14 protein-coding genes and 1 tRNA gene are annotated in these 13,556 nt (G+C 60.3%); 9 read left to right on the top strand and 6 right to left on the bottom strand.

All coding sequences use genetic code 11. The features are described from left to right. Nucleotides 1-14: 14 nt before the first annotated feature. A complete protein-coding gene (carA, locus tag KBW81_RS10710) occupies nt 15-1,178 on the bottom strand; it encodes a glutamine-hydrolyzing carbamoyl-phosphate synthase small subunit (protein WP_090189345.1) in 1,164 nt (387 codons plus the stop codon). 158 nt (nt 1,179-1,336) lie between these two features. Between carA and KBW81_RS10705 the strand changes: the two genes are divergently transcribed. Continuing rightward, nucleotides 1,337-1,801: a GatB/YqeY domain-containing protein gene (locus tag KBW81_RS10705; RefSeq protein ID WP_090189346.1), complete on the top strand. Its 465-nt coding sequence runs from the start codon at nt 1,337-1,339 to the stop codon at nt 1,799-1,801. A gap of 130 nt (nt 1,802-1,931) precedes the next feature. Here KBW81_RS10705 and KBW81_RS10700 read toward each other — a convergent pair whose 3' ends face one another. Next, a complete protein-coding gene (locus tag KBW81_RS10700) occupies nt 1,932-2,420 on the bottom strand; it encodes a DUF2244 domain-containing protein (RefSeq protein WP_090189348.1) in 489 nt (162 codons plus the stop codon). A gap of 129 nt (nt 2,421-2,549) precedes the next feature. Here KBW81_RS10700 and KBW81_RS10695 point away from each other — a divergent pair, with 129 nt between their 5' ends. After that, nucleotides 2,550-3,002, top strand: coding sequence for a GNAT family N-acetyltransferase (locus tag KBW81_RS10695; RefSeq protein ID WP_254247164.1), 453 nt, complete (start codon nt 2,550-2,552; stop codon nt 3,000-3,002). Here the strand turns inward: KBW81_RS10695 and KBW81_RS10690 are convergent. After that, nucleotides 2,999-3,415, bottom strand: coding sequence for an ASCH domain-containing protein (locus KBW81_RS10690; protein WP_254247163.1), 417 nt, complete (start codon nt 3,413-3,415; stop codon nt 2,999-3,001). The genes KBW81_RS10695 and KBW81_RS10690 overlap by 4 nt on opposite strands. A 58-nt stretch (nt 3,416-3,473) precedes the next feature. Continuing rightward, nucleotides 3,474-5,147, bottom strand: coding sequence for a cytochrome c oxidase subunit I (ctaD, locus tag KBW81_RS10685; RefSeq protein ID WP_090189354.1), 1,674 nt, complete (start codon nt 5,145-5,147; stop codon nt 3,474-3,476). A gap of 271 nt (nt 5,148-5,418) precedes the next feature. Between ctaD and KBW81_RS10680 the strand changes: the two genes are divergently transcribed. After that, complete coding sequence (locus KBW81_RS10680; RefSeq protein ID WP_090189356.1) at nt 5,419-5,808, top strand: hypothetical protein; 390 nt, start codon at nt 5,419-5,421, stop codon at nt 5,806-5,808. 11 nt (nt 5,809-5,819) lie between these two features. On the opposite strand, the gene lipB is transcribed toward KBW81_RS10680, so the two are convergent. After that, nucleotides 5,820-6,482, bottom strand: a complete 663-nt coding sequence (gene lipB / locus KBW81_RS10675) for a lipoyl(octanoyl) transferase LipB (RefSeq protein WP_254247162.1) — start codon at nt 6,480-6,482, stop codon at nt 5,820-5,822. 112 nt (nt 6,483-6,594) lie between these two features. Between lipB and KBW81_RS10670 the strand changes: the two genes are divergently transcribed. From KBW81_RS10670 to KBW81_RS10645, 6 genes are all read left to right on the top strand, one after another. Continuing rightward, nucleotides 6,595-6,681, top strand: a tRNA-Leu gene (locus KBW81_RS10670). A gap of 325 nt (nt 6,682-7,006) precedes the next feature. Continuing rightward, on the top strand, nt 7,007-8,101 hold the full coding sequence (locus tag KBW81_RS10665) for an ABC transporter ATP-binding protein (protein WP_090189360.1): 1,095 nt from the start codon (nt 7,007-7,009) through the stop codon (nt 8,099-8,101). 76 nt (nt 8,102-8,177) lie between these two features. Then, nucleotides 8,178-9,293, top strand: coding sequence for an extracellular solute-binding protein (locus KBW81_RS10660; protein WP_090189362.1), 1,116 nt, complete (start codon nt 8,178-8,180; stop codon nt 9,291-9,293). 113 nt (nt 9,294-9,406) lie between these two features. Further along, nucleotides 9,407-9,694 (top strand): DUF1330 domain-containing protein, encoded by a 288-nt coding sequence (locus KBW81_RS10655; RefSeq protein ID WP_090189364.1) that lies wholly within the window; start codon nt 9,407-9,409, stop codon nt 9,692-9,694. 2 nt (nt 9,695-9,696) lie between these two features. Continuing rightward, a complete protein-coding gene (locus KBW81_RS10650; protein ID WP_254247161.1) occupies nt 9,697-11,361 on the top strand; it encodes an ABC transporter permease in 1,665 nt (554 codons plus the stop codon). Between the two features lie 5 nt (nt 11,362-11,366). Beyond that, entirely contained in the window at nt 11,367-12,596 is a 1,230-nt protein-coding gene (locus KBW81_RS10645; RefSeq protein ID WP_254247160.1) for an ABC transporter permease, read from the top strand. A 25-nt stretch (nt 12,597-12,621) separates the two neighbouring features. Here KBW81_RS10645 and KBW81_RS10640 read toward each other — a convergent pair whose 3' ends face one another. Beyond that, on the bottom strand, nt 12,622-13,551 hold the full coding sequence (locus tag KBW81_RS10640) for an AEC family transporter (protein ID WP_090189371.1): 930 nt from the start codon (nt 13,549-13,551) through the stop codon (nt 12,622-12,624). Nucleotides 13,552-13,556 lie beyond the last annotated feature (5 nt).

Raw genomic sequence — 13,556 nt, 5'->3', positions numbered from 1 at the left:
AATCCGCGTTAAGATCAGCCGGCTTTGCTGGCTGTCATCGCATCGGCAAAACGCTCGAACAGGTAATAGCTGTCTTGCGGGCCTGGGCTTGCCTCGGGATGGTATTGCACGGAAAACACCGGGCGACCTGTCATGGCGATGCCGCAGTTGGACCCGTCAAACAGGCTGACGTGGGTTTCCTGCACACCTTCTGGCAGCGTTTGGCTGTCGACGGTAAAGCCATGGTTCATCGAGGTGATTTCCACTTTGCCGGTGGTCATATCCTTGACGGGATGGTTCGCACCGTGGTGGCCGTGGTTCATCTTGACCGTCTGTGCACCCAGCGCCAGCGCCAGCATCTGGTGGCCAAGGCAGATGCCAAAGACCGGCAGATCAGCCCGTTCCAACACACCCTTGATCATCGGCACGGCATAGGCTCCGGTCGCGGCGGGATCGCCGGGGCCGTTGGACAGGAACACGCCGTCAGGGTTCAGGGCCAGCACGTCTTCGGCCGTGGCGGTGGCGGGCAGGACGGTGACGTCGCAACCAGCAGAGGCCAGGCAGCGCAGGATGTTACGCTTTGCGCCATAGTCGATGGCGACGACCTTATGGCGCGGCGCGGTTTGGGTTTTGTAGCCGTCAGGCCAAGCCCAAAGCATTTCATCCCAGCGATAGCTTTGGGCGCAGGTGACGTCTTTGGCCAGATCGAGGCCAACCAGACCGGCAAAGCCGCGGGCGGCTGCAACCAGTGCTGCGATATCAAAGTTGCCGTCCGGATCATGGGCCAGTGCGACATGCGGCGCGCCTTGCTGGCGGATCGCGCGGGTCAGGCGGCGGGTATCAACGCCGCCCATGCCGATGCGGCCGCGGCGGGCAAGCCAGGTCGTCAGCTCTTCGGTAGAGCGCCAGTTCGACGCCTCTGTCGGGTCCCACTTGACGATCATGCCAGCGGCGACAGGATCGTTCGTCTCGTCATCCTCGGCGTTGACGCCGGTGTTGCCGATGTGGGGGAAGGTGAAGGTCACGACTTGGCCCGCGTAGGACGGGTCGGTCATGATTTCCTGATAGCCGGTCATGGCTGTGTTGAAACACAGCTCGGCGGTGGTTTGGCCGGTTGCGCCGAACCCTTTGCCGAAGAAGACGGTGCCGTCGGCTAGGGCAAGGCAGGCAGTCGGTTTTGCGGTGTCGGTGGCGGTCATCCGGGGTCCCCTTTGGCAGTGCGGGCGCGCAAATTCGTGTCGTCTTACGGGGGCAGGCGGGCCGGGTCAAGGCGGTGTGGGTGACGCGGCGTTCGGGTGCTTGTCAGTGGGGTGCCGCGACCCTATGTTGCGCCGATCTAAGATATGGGACGACTGACATGGACGTGCGACAGCGACTTTCCGCAGCACTCAAGGATGCGATGAAGGCCAGAGAGGCAGACCGTCTGTCCACCTTGCGGCTGATCAACGCCGCAATCAAGGACCGGGACATCGCATTGCGCGGCACCGGGGCCGAAGAAGGGGCGACTGTGTCCGAAGGCGACGTGCTGGCGATTCTGGGCCGCATGGTCAAACAGCGCCAAGAAAGCGCCCGCGCTTATGAGGAAGGTGGCCGCTTGGAGCTGGCGGAAAAGGAGCTGTCCGAGATCAAGGTGATCGAGGAATTCCTGCCGCGTCAGCTGAGCGAAGATGAAGCCGCCGCGGCCGTTGAAGCCGCGATTGCAGAGACGGAAGCTGCAAGCCTGCGCGACATGGGCCGGGTGATGGCTGTCCTGAAGGACAAGTATACGGGCCAGATGGACTTTGGCCGCGTCGGGCCGATGGTAAAGAACAAACTGGGCTGATGGTCTGAGTTTAAGGGGTGTGCGGGCCCGCCCGCCCACCCCTTTTTTAGGCTTCGCCTGTGCCGGTGGCCACTGAACCAGTTGCGCACAGCCCGCGAGTCCCACGATATATGTGACCCGAAGAAGAACCTTAGACGCGCAGCGCGCGTTTAAGGTCATCGTAGAGCGCAAGGCGCTCCGCTGCGTCGAGGAAAGCGCCGATTTCGACCTCTCGATCACCGCCGCGTAGGGTGATGTAGTTTTCCACCGGCCCGCCCTTGGGGTGTAGGTGAACCGTCACCCAATACCGATTTGCCTGCCAATCTTGACGCGGTCCTTTGGGGTTGTGGCGAATAAGCTGTGCCACCTGCGCGGTGACGTGCAGCTCTTCTAGGACCTCGCCGCGTTTGTAGCTGAGGTTTAAGGCGTACCACAGACCCGTGAACATGATGGCAAAGAAGGGCAGCAGCGCCCAGAGCACCGCCGTGCCAAGCACGGTCAGCAGCGGCAGGGTGATGATCGTCGCCGTCGCCCCCATGAAGAGCACAAAATCCCGGCGCAGCAAGGATCGATAAGGCCAGAGCGACAGGCTCCAGTCTGGGGTCGTGTGCGGCGGTTTGGGCGTCCATTCGTAGGGCATAGCGTAGTTCTAGCAGGGGGCGATGCGCTGGCAACTGCGCCCGTTGGTCGCGCGGATGCCTCCGGCGGGAGTTTTCTTTGCAAGGTGAATGGGGATCTGTGACAAGACGTGAGTTGATTGTGAAGGGTGATGGCTGTGACTGTGATGATACGGGCTGTTCAGCCTGCGGACCGGGCGGCGTGGGGCGCGCTTTATGCGGGGTATGCCGCGTTTTATCAGGTGCCGCAGACCGAGGCGATGCGTGATACCGTCTGGGGCTGGTTGATGGATGCGGGGCATCAGACTTGCGGGCTGGTGGCCTGCGACGGGGACGGGGCGCTGATCGGGCTTGCGCATTATCGCGCCTTTGCCCGGCCGCTGTCCGCCAGCACGGGCGGGTTTCTGGACGATTTGTTTGTGGACCCGGACCTCCGCGGCAGCGGGGCGGCGGATGCGCTGATCGCAGGCCTGCGCGATATTGGCGCGGCGCGGGGGTGGACGGTGATCCGCTGGATTACGGCAGAGGACAATTACCGCGCGCGCGGGGTTTATGACCGGGTCGCGGTGCGCACGCCTTGGGTGACATACGACATCAAGATCTAGCAATCCTCGATCAGTTTAAACCGTTCCCAGACCACCAGCATGTCCGGCGCGAAGCCGCCGGTGCGGGTGAAGTAGGCGATATGGTCGGTTTGCCAGCCAATTAGGTCCGTATTTTCGCCTTCTGCCAAGGCCATCTCTGCGGTGACCTGATTGAAGGGGCAGGTGATGACCTGCTGCGTTTCAATCACGCAGGCCGGGCGGCCGTCCCAATGCAGCGCGATGTCGCGGCGGCCGGGGACGGGCATGGGATCGCCGCTTTCAAAGTCGCGCAGGGCCCCGGTGCTTGCGGTTTTATGCCCGCTGCGCACAAGCGTCAGCAGGCGCGCGCATAGGTCCGGGCCATCGCCAAAGGTGAAAGTTTCAGCGCCGGGATAGCGGTTGCGCAGGGCGGTCAGGGCGGCGGGGTCGGTCATAGCGTTACCTGAGATAGAAAAAAGGCCCCGGATCGCTCCGGGGCCTTTTGCGTTTGGATTAGTGGGCGTGGACTTTGTCCCAATCGCTCTGCTTTGGCAGCTGCTCGAACGTGTGCTCGGGCGGCGGGCAGGGCAGGGTCCATTCCAGCGTGTCTGCGTATTCGTTCCACGGGTTGTTCTCGGTGACTTTTTTACCGCGGAACAGGGTGTAGAACAGCACGCCGATGAAGAACAGGAACGACGCGAAAGACAGGAACGCACCCCAGCTGGAGACGTAGTTCCAGGTGGCGAAGGCTTCTGGGTAGTCGATGTAACGACGTGGCATACCCTGACGGCCAAGGAAGTGCTGCGGGAAGAAGGTGATGTTCGCGCCGATGAACATCGCCCAGAAGTGCAGCTTACCAGCCCATTCGGGATACATGCGGCCCGACATCTTAGGCAGGTAGAAGTAGATACCCGCAAAGATGGCAAACACTGCACCCAGCGACATCACGTAGTGGAAGTGTGCCACAACGTAGTAAGTGTCGTGATAAACGCGGTCGATACCAGCCTGCGACAGCACGATACCGGTCACGCCGCCGACGGTGAACAGGAACAAGAAGCCCATTGCCCACAGCATCGGTGTCTTGAACTCGATCGAGCCGCCCCACATCGTCGCGATCCAAGAGAAGATCTTAACGCCGGTGGGCACCGCGATCACCATCGTGGCCATCATGAAGTAGGACTGCTGCGTCAGCGACAGACCAACGGTGTACATGTGGTGCGCCCAGACGACGAAGCCCAGAACACCAATCGCAACCATCGCGTAGACCATGGGCAGGTAGCCAAACACGGGCTTCTTAGAGAAGGTCGCGATGACGTGGCTGATGATACCAAAGCCGGGGATGATGATGATGTAGACTTCCGGGTGGCCAAAGAACCACAGGATGTGCTGATACAGGATCGGGTCGCCGCCGCCTTCTGGTTGGAAGAAGGTGGTGCCGAAGTTACGGTCCATCAGCAGCATCGTGATCGCGCCAGCCAGAACGGGCAGCGCCAGCAGGATCAGCCATGCGGTGACAAAGATCGACCACGCAAACAGCGGTACCTTGTGCATGGTCATGCCAGGGGCACGCATGTTTAGGAAGGTGGTAATCATGTTGATCGCGCCCAAGATGGACGAGGCACCCGACAGGTGAACCGCGAAGATCGCGAGGTCCATCGACATGCCGCCCTCGGACGTGGACAGGGGCGGATACATGACCCAACCCACACCAGAGCCAGCCTGACCGCCGCCGCCGGGGGCCAGCATGGACGCGACGCCCAGAGCCGTACCAGCAACATACATCCAGTAGGACAGGTTGTTCATACGCGGGAACGCCATGTCTGGCGCACCGATCTGCAGCGGCATGAAGTAGTTGCCGAAGCCGCCGAACAGGGCCGGAATAACCACAAAGAACATCATCAAGATGCCGTGGTAGGTGATCAGAACGTTCCACAGGTGGCCGTTTGGCGTACAGGTGGACGCGGCATCTGTGAACAGGCGCGCGCCTTCCATGCACATGTGCTGGACGCCGGGCTCCATCAGCTCGATGCGCATGAAGACTGTGAATGCCACCGAGATAAAGCCGACAAGGCCCGAGGTGAACAGGTACAGAATCCCGATGTCTTTGTGGTTGGTGGACATGAACCAGCGGGTAAAGAAGCCCCGCTCGTCGTGATGGTCATGGCCGTGGATGGCGGCGTCTGCCATGTGGCTCTCCCTCAGAATTGGCTACGGATACAGGGGCGCGAGTCGTAGCCCCGCATCCTGAATATAGCTGGTTCTAGTGGACCGGCCTGCCTATCGCAACATTCAAAGCCGCGCAGAGCATGGGATATATTGGCGCAGGGCGCGCAAATTACGAGGGGCGGGGCGGCGGAAAATCGTAGGCCGCCGGTCGCAGGGCAGGGCGGCGGTCATAATCGTGCCGCAAAGGGCGGCTATTCGGTGTGAGCTTTCAAGTTCAAACAGGATATCTGCGATGATCCGCCACTCAAAAACGTTCTTTTATGCAGCGATTGCTGTCGCCAGCGCCTTGATGGCGCCTGCAACGGCCCAAACGCAAGGCGGTGCCGAGCCGCAGGGCGGGCAGGTGGCCTGCGCTGAATTTCTGGCAATGGAGGATGGCGAAAAGAACACAGTCGCTGCTGTGGTAGAGCAGGCATTGGATGCCGAAATCCCCCAGCCCACTGCCGAAGACCTTGCCGCGCTGGCTGCCGCGGGCATTGATCCTGCCGCCGCCGTCGCCGCTGCGCCGCCAGAGCCGGGCGAAACGATGCGCGTTATGCGTGAAGCCTGCGAGGCCAATGCTGGCGCGACCATCATGGATGCGCTGACAATGCCGCCAGAGGGGGCTGCCACCTCTAACTAAATCACCCCGATTTACGCCCGGGGCGCTGCGCCAAAAATTGTATCAAAGCTTTGGCGCAGTGCGACATCTAGGTCTGCCATGGTGACCGGCAGACCCAGATCAACAAGGCTGGTCACCCCGTGATCGCTGATGCCGCAGGGCACGATGCCATCAAAATGGCTTAGATCCGGTTCGACGTTGATCGACAGCCCGTGGAACGACACCCATTTGCGCAGGCGAATGCCAAGGGCGGCAATCTTGTCCTCTTGCACCGCGCCCGTGGCGGTCAGCGGCCTATCGGGGCGCGTGACCCAGACGCCGACGCGGCCGGGGCGAATTTCGCCTTTGACGTTGAACTGGTCCAGCGTCGCAATGACCCATGCTTCTAGCTCTTGTACAAAGCGGCGCACATCGCGGCCGCGTTTGCCGACGTCCAACATAACGTAAGCCACGCGCTGTCCGGGGCCGTGATAGGTATATTGTCCACCGCGCCGCGCCTCGAACACGGGAAAACGGTCTGGATCAACCAGATCGGCGATCTTGGCAGAGGTGCCAGCGGTATAAAGCGGCGGATGCTCCAGCAGCCAGATCGCCTCATCCGCGGTGCCGGCCGCAATCGCTTCGGCCCGCGCCTCCATAAAGGTCAGCGCATCGGCGTAAGGGACGGGCGTGTCAGAGGTAATCCATTCAACCATGACCGCTATATGACCCTGCGCGCGGGCATTGAAAAGAGCTTGGTAAAATCAGCTGCAATTCCCCCCTTGGCATGCCCGGTTTGCTGTTCTATACGCGCCGCAGCCCTGACTTGCGGTCGTGGCGGAATTGGTAGACGCGCAGCGTTGAGGTCGCTGTTCTTTAATCGGAGTGGGGGTTCGAGTCCCCCCGACCGCACCAGGGTAAACAAATCCCTAAATCGTTGAATGTCCCGTTGAACGCGGCAGCTTTTGTGGCTGCGGCGCAAGCGCGTTTGCGCGTGGCGCGCCTGTTTCGGGCGGCGTTATGCTGCTATGCGCCGCAACCCCCGGTATACTGCGCGCCGCTTTCATCGGCAGTTCGCTAGCCATTTGTCCTGCATTTTAAGCAAGGCGCAGATCAATCCACTCCATTTAGGCCGATCTCGACGTTGACCGGGAAATCAGTTGCACTTTGCTTGGGCGGTTGCTTTATTTCAAAGCTGAAGAGTGCGGGATAACCCGCCGGAGACAACGGGGAGACTGGCGTGGCGCAAAGCGACGACGCTTTCGTGGAATTTGACCACGTTCAAAAGAGCTATGATGGTGAAAACCTCGTAGTCAAAGATCTGAACCTGTCGATGCCAAAGGGCGAGTTTCTGACGATGCTCGGGCCATCGGGGTCCGGCAAGACGACTTGCCTGATGATGCTGGCCGGGTTCGAGACAGCAACTTATGGCGATATTCGTCTGGACGGCAAACCGATCAATGACATCCCGCCGCACAAACGCGGCATTGGTATGGTGTTTCAGAACTACGCCTTGTTCCCGCATATGACGGTGGCGGAAAACCTCGCGTTTCCGCTGCAAGTCCGCAAGATGAGCAAGGACGTGCAAAAGCAAAAGGTGATGCGCGCACTGGATATGGTCCAGATGGGTAGCTTTGCCGGACGCCGTCCGACTCAGCTCTCTGGTGGTCAGCAGCAGCGGATCGCCTTGGCGCGTGCGCTGGTGTTTGAACCTGAACTGGTGCTGATGGACGAACCGCTTGGCGCGCTGGATAAACAGCTGCGCGAGACGTTGCAGTTCGAGATTACTAATCTGGCGCACCAGCTTGGCATCACCGTGGTCTATGTGACCCACGACCAGACCGAAGCGCTGACCATGTCCGACCGCGTCGCCGTGTTTGAAAACGGCCGCATTCAACAGTTGGCCGCGCCGGCCACCTTGTATGAAGAGCCGCAGAACAGCTTCGTTGCGCAATTCATCGGTGAAAACAACACGCTGGAAGGCGTTGTTGCGGAAATCAAAGGTGACACCTGCGTTGTGAAACTGGACAGCGGCGAAGTGATCGACGCGGTTCCCGTGAACGTCAGCAAAGTTGGCGAACGCACCAAGGTCAGCATCCGCCCAGAGCGGGTCGAGGTCGATACCGCCAAGCTGGGCCCCAACGCCCACACGCTCAAGGCCGAAGTGCTAGAGTTCATCTATATGGGTGACATCTTCCGCACGCGGCTCAAGGTTGCTGGCATCGATAACTTTGTCATCAAGACACGCAATTCGCCCGATCAGACCAAACTGACACCGGGCACTACAATCGACATCGGCTGGCTGCCGCGGGATTGCCGCGCGCTGGACGCCTGATGTGGAACAGGGCTTTGCCGCGCCCGGCGGCATCGCCCGACAATATAAGACCGGGTAACCTAACGGGAGTTTACGAATGACTTTGAAGACAACACTTGCCGCGACAACTGCACTGACACTGGCTGCCACCGGCGTTTTTGCTGAATCGCACGCTGCAATGTCCAACGACATGACCATCGTGTCTTGGGGCGGCGCATATCAGAACAGCCAGCTGAAGGCCTATGTAGAGCCCTACGTCGCCCTGCACCCTGAAGTGAACGTCGTCTGGGACGAATCCTCGGCCGAGGCTGTCGCAAAACTGCGCGCCATGAACGAAGCCAACAACATCACTTGGGATCTGGTCGACGTCGAAGCCGCTGACGGCATTCGTCTGTGCGACGAAGGTCTGGCAATGGAAATCGACGTTGATGAGGCGCTGGCCGCTGGCGACGACGGCTCCACCGCAACGGACGACTTTGGCGATAGCCTCGTGTCCGACTGCTTTATCCCGCAGATCGTGTTCTCGACCACTGTTGGCTACCGCACAGACATGGTTGGCGACACGCCTCCGACAGACATCTGCGCTGTGTTCGACACCGAAACCTATCCAGGCAAGCGCGCGCTGAACAAGCGTCCGCTGGCGAACATGGAATGGGCTTTGCTGTGTGACGGCGTGGCCAAGGACGACATCTATGACGTGCTGGCCACCGACGAAGGTCAGACTCAGGCGTTCGCCAAGCTGGACAGCATCAAGGCAGACACCGTTTGGTGGACCGCTGGCGCAGAAACCCCGCAGCTGCTGGCTGACGGCGAAGTCGTGATGGGCTCGACCTACAACGGCCGCTTGTTCTCTGCGATTGCAGAGCAGGACCAGCCCATCGGCATGCTTTGGGATGCAGAGATGCTGGACTTTGACGGTTGGGTTGTTCCCGATGGTCTGTCCGAAGAGCGTCTGGCCCGCGTCATGGACTTCTTGAAGTTCGCGACCGACACCCAGCGTCTGGCCGATCAGGCGAAATACATCGCTTACGGTCCGGCCCGTGCGTCGTCCGCACCGCTGGTCAGCACCCACGCTGAACTGGGCATCGAGATGGCAGAGCACATGCCAACCGATCCGGCCAACGCCACCAACGTCTTTGTGACGAACTACGGCTTCTGGTCCGACTACCGCGATGACCTGGACTCCAAGTTCCAGGCATGGCTGGCCCAATAAGTCAGGCTTAGCCTGATTTAGCGAATAGGGGCGGGCCTTTGCGGGCCTGCCCCACCCCCCAAGATTAAGACCAAGACCAAGATGCCCAAGATTAAGATGCAAGGATGCACGCAATGCCAAAAGGCTACATCATCGGCCACGTCAAAGTGACGGACCCCGAAGGCTACCCAGAATATGTGGCGCGTGACACGCCGATCCTGCAATCGCACGGCGCACGTTTCATCGTGCGCGGTGGCCAGTCCGAAACGCCAGAAGGCGAAGACATGGGCCGCCACGTCGTCATCGAATTTGACACATACGAGGCCGCCAAAGCCGCCTACAACGATCCCGACTATCAAGAAGTCGCCGAGATCCGCCGCCGCTGTGCGACCAGCACCATGATCCTTGTCGAAGGGGTCTGAGCATGACCGACGCAACGCATGGTTCTGCCGCTGATAAAAGCGTGACAACCGATCCCAGTGGCCCGATGCTGGCTGCTGACGGCACGCCGCTTAAAACATCGCTGAACCGCGCGCTGCGCAAACAAAAGCGGCGCGCGCTGTTTCTGATCGCGCCGCTGCTGGTCTTTATCCTTGTCACATTCATCTATCCCATCGGCGAAATGCTGTTCCGCTCTGTCGAGAACCAGATCGTCGGTGACACCCTGCCGCGCACCGTGCGTGTGCTGGCGGATTGGGACACAGAGGCATCCGACATTCCTGGCCCGGCCGTATTTTCGGCGCTGGCCAAAGACATGATGGTCGCCACCGAGGAAAAGAACCACACGCGCTTAGGCTCGCGCCTGAACTACGAAGCCTCTGGCCTTTCGTCCCTGTTCCGTAAAACCGGGCGCGGCGTCGATGACGTCGGCGAAGGGTATACCGAACAGTTCGTGGCGCTTGATCCCGCATGGGAAGATCCGCAAACCTTTATCGACATTTTCGCCGGTCCGCGCTGGCTGGATGCGAACGCTGAATATGACGGCGAGGGGCCGCGCCCGACCTTCCGGCTGGCCGCCGGTATTGGGGAGGTGCTGCCGCAAACTGCAAGCATTTACCGTGACTTCGCCCGCGTTGTTCAGACCGAAGATGATGACAATCCGGCAGAAGAAGAGCCATGGAACGCGGTCTATCTTGCGCTGTACGAAGACCTGCAAGCGGGTGCCGTCATCCCCGCCGATATGGCGCATGCCGACATGCTGAACGCAGCGCAGGTCGCCGCCGCAAGCTTTACGACCACCGACGTGCTGGCCGACTTCGTTTCTTTCGACAAAGACTGGGCCGACCGCGATGTCTGGCGCATCATTCAAACCTATTCCGCGCCCTACACGACCGGTTACTTCCTGAATTCCGCCGACCTGCAGCTGACGCCCGATGGTGTCGCATGGCGGCCAGAGAACGAGCGCGTCTATGTCACGCTGTTTATCCGCACACTGATCATGTCCACCGCGATCACAGTGTCCTGCATCCTGCTGGGTTATCCCATCGGTTGGCTGCTGGCGAACTTGCCCAGCCGCCAAGCGAACCTGCTGATGATCCTTGTGCTGCTGCCGTTCTGGACCTCTTTGCTGGTGCGCACCTCGGCCTGGAAGGTGCTGCTGCAGGATCAGGGGGTGATTAACGATCTGCTTGTCTGGATCGGGGTCGTCGCGGACGACAACAGGCTCGCGCTGATCAACAACGCGACGGGCACGATCATTTCGATGACGCATATCCTGCTGCCGTTCATGATCTTGCCGCTGTATTCCGTGATGAAAACGATCCCGCCGTCCTATCTGCGTGCCGCCAAATCACTGGGCGCGACGAACTGGACCGCCTTCTGGCGCGTCTACTTCCCGCAATCGGTGCCGGGTATCGGCGCAGGCTCGATCCTCGTGTTCATCTTGGCCATCGGTTACTACATCACGCCGGAAATCGTGGGCGGCACCAAGGGTGTCTTCATCTCGAACCGGATCGCCTACCACATCTCGACCTCGCTCAACTGGGGTTTGGCTGCGGCTTTGGGTGCCATTTTGCTGGTGATCGTGCTGGGCTTCTACTGGGCCTACGACCGGATCGTCGGCATCGATAACGTCAAGCTAGGAGGCTGAAGCATATGTCTTCTGTTGCGTTCAACCCCGAGCAGGGCCGCCCCCTGCACCCCTTTGCCACCTTTACCTTGCCGCTGGTCGCTGTCTTTGGCGGGTTGCTGGGGTTCATTGGCGGGCAAGCCGCTGGCCTTGGCCCGCTAGAAGGGTTCATCTTTGGCGCGGTCATCGCGGCTGCGCTGGCCTTTGGCCTAACGCGCTTTGTGGCGCCCCGGCCGGGGCGCTGGCTGGCCACCGCAATCTGCGCGGCTCTTGGTTTCAGTGCTGGCGGGTTTCCGGGCGCATTGGGCGGTATTATCCTTGGCGCACTGCTGGGCTGGGCGATTTATTGGCTGCACCGGGGCGATTACCGCCAGGGCGTGCCGGTCTATGCGACCTCTGGCCAAGTGCTGTGGCACAACAGCTTTAAGTTCATCTGCGGCGCGATCTTTTTCTTTTTGATCGCCCCGATCATCACGATCATCCCGCTGTCGTTTAACGCGCAAAACTTCTTTACCTTCACGCCGGAAATGCTGGCGCTGGACCCGGCGGGCTATAGCCTGAAGCATTATGCTGACTTCTTTAGCAATGATGCTTGGCTGCAGCCGCTGAAAAACTCTTTGATCATCGCGCCCTTTGCGACGGTCATCTCGGTCACGCTGGGCACCTTGGCCGCCATCGGCCTGTCGCAATCCCACGTGCCGGGCCGCCGCGCGATCATGGCCATTCTGATTTCGCCGATGATTGTGCCGCTGATCATTTCCGCGACGGGTATGTTCTTTTTCTACAGCCAAATGGGCCTGTTCATGGAGAATTACCTTGGCATGTCCAAGACCCTGACCGGCTACATTAAGGTCATTCTGGCCCATGCCGCTTTGGGTGTGCCTTTCGTCATCATCACAGTGACCGCGACGCTGGTCAGCTTTGACCAGTCGCTGACCCGCGCTGCGGCGAACATGGGGGCGAACCCGGTTACGACGTTCTTTAAAATCCAGATGCCACTAATCTTGCCCGGTGTGATTTCTGGCGGCCTGTTCGCCTTTATCACGTCGTTTGACGAAGTTGTCGTGGTGCTGTTCGTTGGCGCTGCTGCGCAAAAGACGCTGCCTTGGCAGATGTTCACTGGCCTGCGCGAGCAGATCAGCCCGACCATTCTGGCTGTGGCGACGATCCTTGTGATCGTGTCAATCACGCTGCTGACTGTCGTGGAAATGCTGCGCCGCCGCTCGGAACGCCTGCGGGGCATGTCGCCGGGCTGATCGAGGGAAAGACTATTCGGTTTCCCTAGGGCAAGATCGCCAGCCAGCCCCAGACGGTCAGGATCGATACGCCCGTCGCTATCAGCACCGCGCTGGCAGCGACGCGGCGGGCCCGGCCGTACATATTTGCAAAGACATAGGCATTCACCCCCGGCGCCATAGCCGAGGTCAGAATGGCCGAGCGCAGTTCAGGCACGCTAAGGTGTGCAACGCCGGACAAGCCCCAGACGATAGCCGGGTGGATGACCAAGCTAATGGCCACCACGAACAAAATCGCGCGCATGTCGCCCTCTGGCCGGTAGCGATAAAGCACGCCGCCAAGGCCGAAGAGCGCAGCTGGCAGGGCAGAGCGGGCGACCAGATCGACCGCATCCGTAAACACACCGGGTAGGGGCAGGCCCGTCAGGTTCACGATCAAGCCGAGCGTGATGCCAATGATCAGCCCGTTGTGAAACATCGCTTTGATGACTTTGAGGGGCAGGGCGCGGGCGGATTGGCCGGTGTTACGCACGATTTCCATCGCGGTGATGCCCAGCAGGTAGCCAAAGGGCGAATGGATCGAGATGATCGCGTAGTTATAGCGCAACGCATCGGTGCCATAGGCGCGTTCGGTGATCGGCAGACCCAGCAGCAGCGTGTTGGAAAACAAACAGCAAAACCCGATCGCCACGCAGTCTTCCCAGTCGCGCTTGAATAGATAGCGCGCGCCAAGGATGCCGCCGATAAAGCAGACCGTCGCCCCGGTGTAGAAGGTCGCAAGGAGCGCGACGTCGAAGTTCTGCGCCAGATCGAGCTGGCTGATGGCGCGGAACAGCAAGAAGGGGATTGCAAAGGTCTGGGTGAAGCGCATCAGGCCATCGACGCCCTCGTGGCTGAAAAGCCCCTTCCAGACGGCCACATAACCAAAGCCCATAACGATAAAGACAGGCAGGATGACGACGAGCAGATCGCTCATGGTGG

The organism is Loktanella salsilacus (genome assembly GCF_024206795.1).
Taxonomy (GTDB): domain Bacteria; phylum Pseudomonadota; class Alphaproteobacteria; order Rhodobacterales; family Rhodobacteraceae; genus Loktanella; species Loktanella salsilacus.
The sequence above is the reverse complement of the archived record's forward strand: the minus strand, read 5'-3'. Positions and strand labels throughout refer to the sequence as shown.

Coding starts and splice junctions, on each gene's coding strand:
- carA (WP_090189345.1), bottom strand. CDS start 1,178: ATGACCGCCACCGACACCGCAAAACCGACTGCCTGCCTTGCCCTAGCC.
- KBW81_RS10695 (WP_254247164.1), top strand. CDS start 2,550: ATGGCTGTGACTGTGATGATACGGGCTGTTCAGCCTGCGGACCGGGCG.
- ctaD (WP_090189354.1), bottom strand. CDS start 5,147: ATGGCAGACGCCGCCATCCACGGCCATGACCATCACGACGAGCGGGGC.
- KBW81_RS10660 (WP_090189362.1), top strand. CDS start 8,178: ATGACTTTGAAGACAACACTTGCCGCGACAACTGCACTGACACTGGCT.
- KBW81_RS10705 (WP_090189346.1), top strand. CDS start 1,337: ATGGACGTGCGACAGCGACTTTCCGCAGCACTCAAGGATGCGATGAAG.
- KBW81_RS10680 (WP_090189356.1), top strand. CDS start 5,419: ATGATCCGCCACTCAAAAACGTTCTTTTATGCAGCGATTGCTGTCGCC.
- KBW81_RS10655 (WP_090189364.1), top strand. CDS start 9,407: ATGCCAAAAGGCTACATCATCGGCCACGTCAAAGTGACGGACCCCGAA.
- KBW81_RS10645 (WP_254247160.1), top strand. CDS start 11,367: ATGTCTTCTGTTGCGTTCAACCCCGAGCAGGGCCGCCCCCTGCACCCC.
- KBW81_RS10640 (WP_090189371.1), bottom strand. CDS start 13,551: ATGAGCGATCTGCTCGTCGTCATCCTGCCTGTCTTTATCGTTATGGGC.
- KBW81_RS10650 (WP_254247161.1), top strand. CDS start 9,697: ATGACCGACGCAACGCATGGTTCTGCCGCTGATAAAAGCGTGACAACC.
- lipB (WP_254247162.1), bottom strand. CDS start 6,482: ATGGTTGAATGGATTACCTCTGACACGCCCGTCCCTTACGCCGATGCG.
- KBW81_RS10700 (WP_090189348.1), bottom strand. CDS start 2,420: ATGCCCTACGAATGGACGCCCAAACCGCCGCACACGACCCCAGACTGG.
- KBW81_RS10690 (WP_254247163.1), bottom strand. CDS start 3,415: ATGACCGACCCCGCCGCCCTGACCGCCCTGCGCAACCGCTATCCCGGC.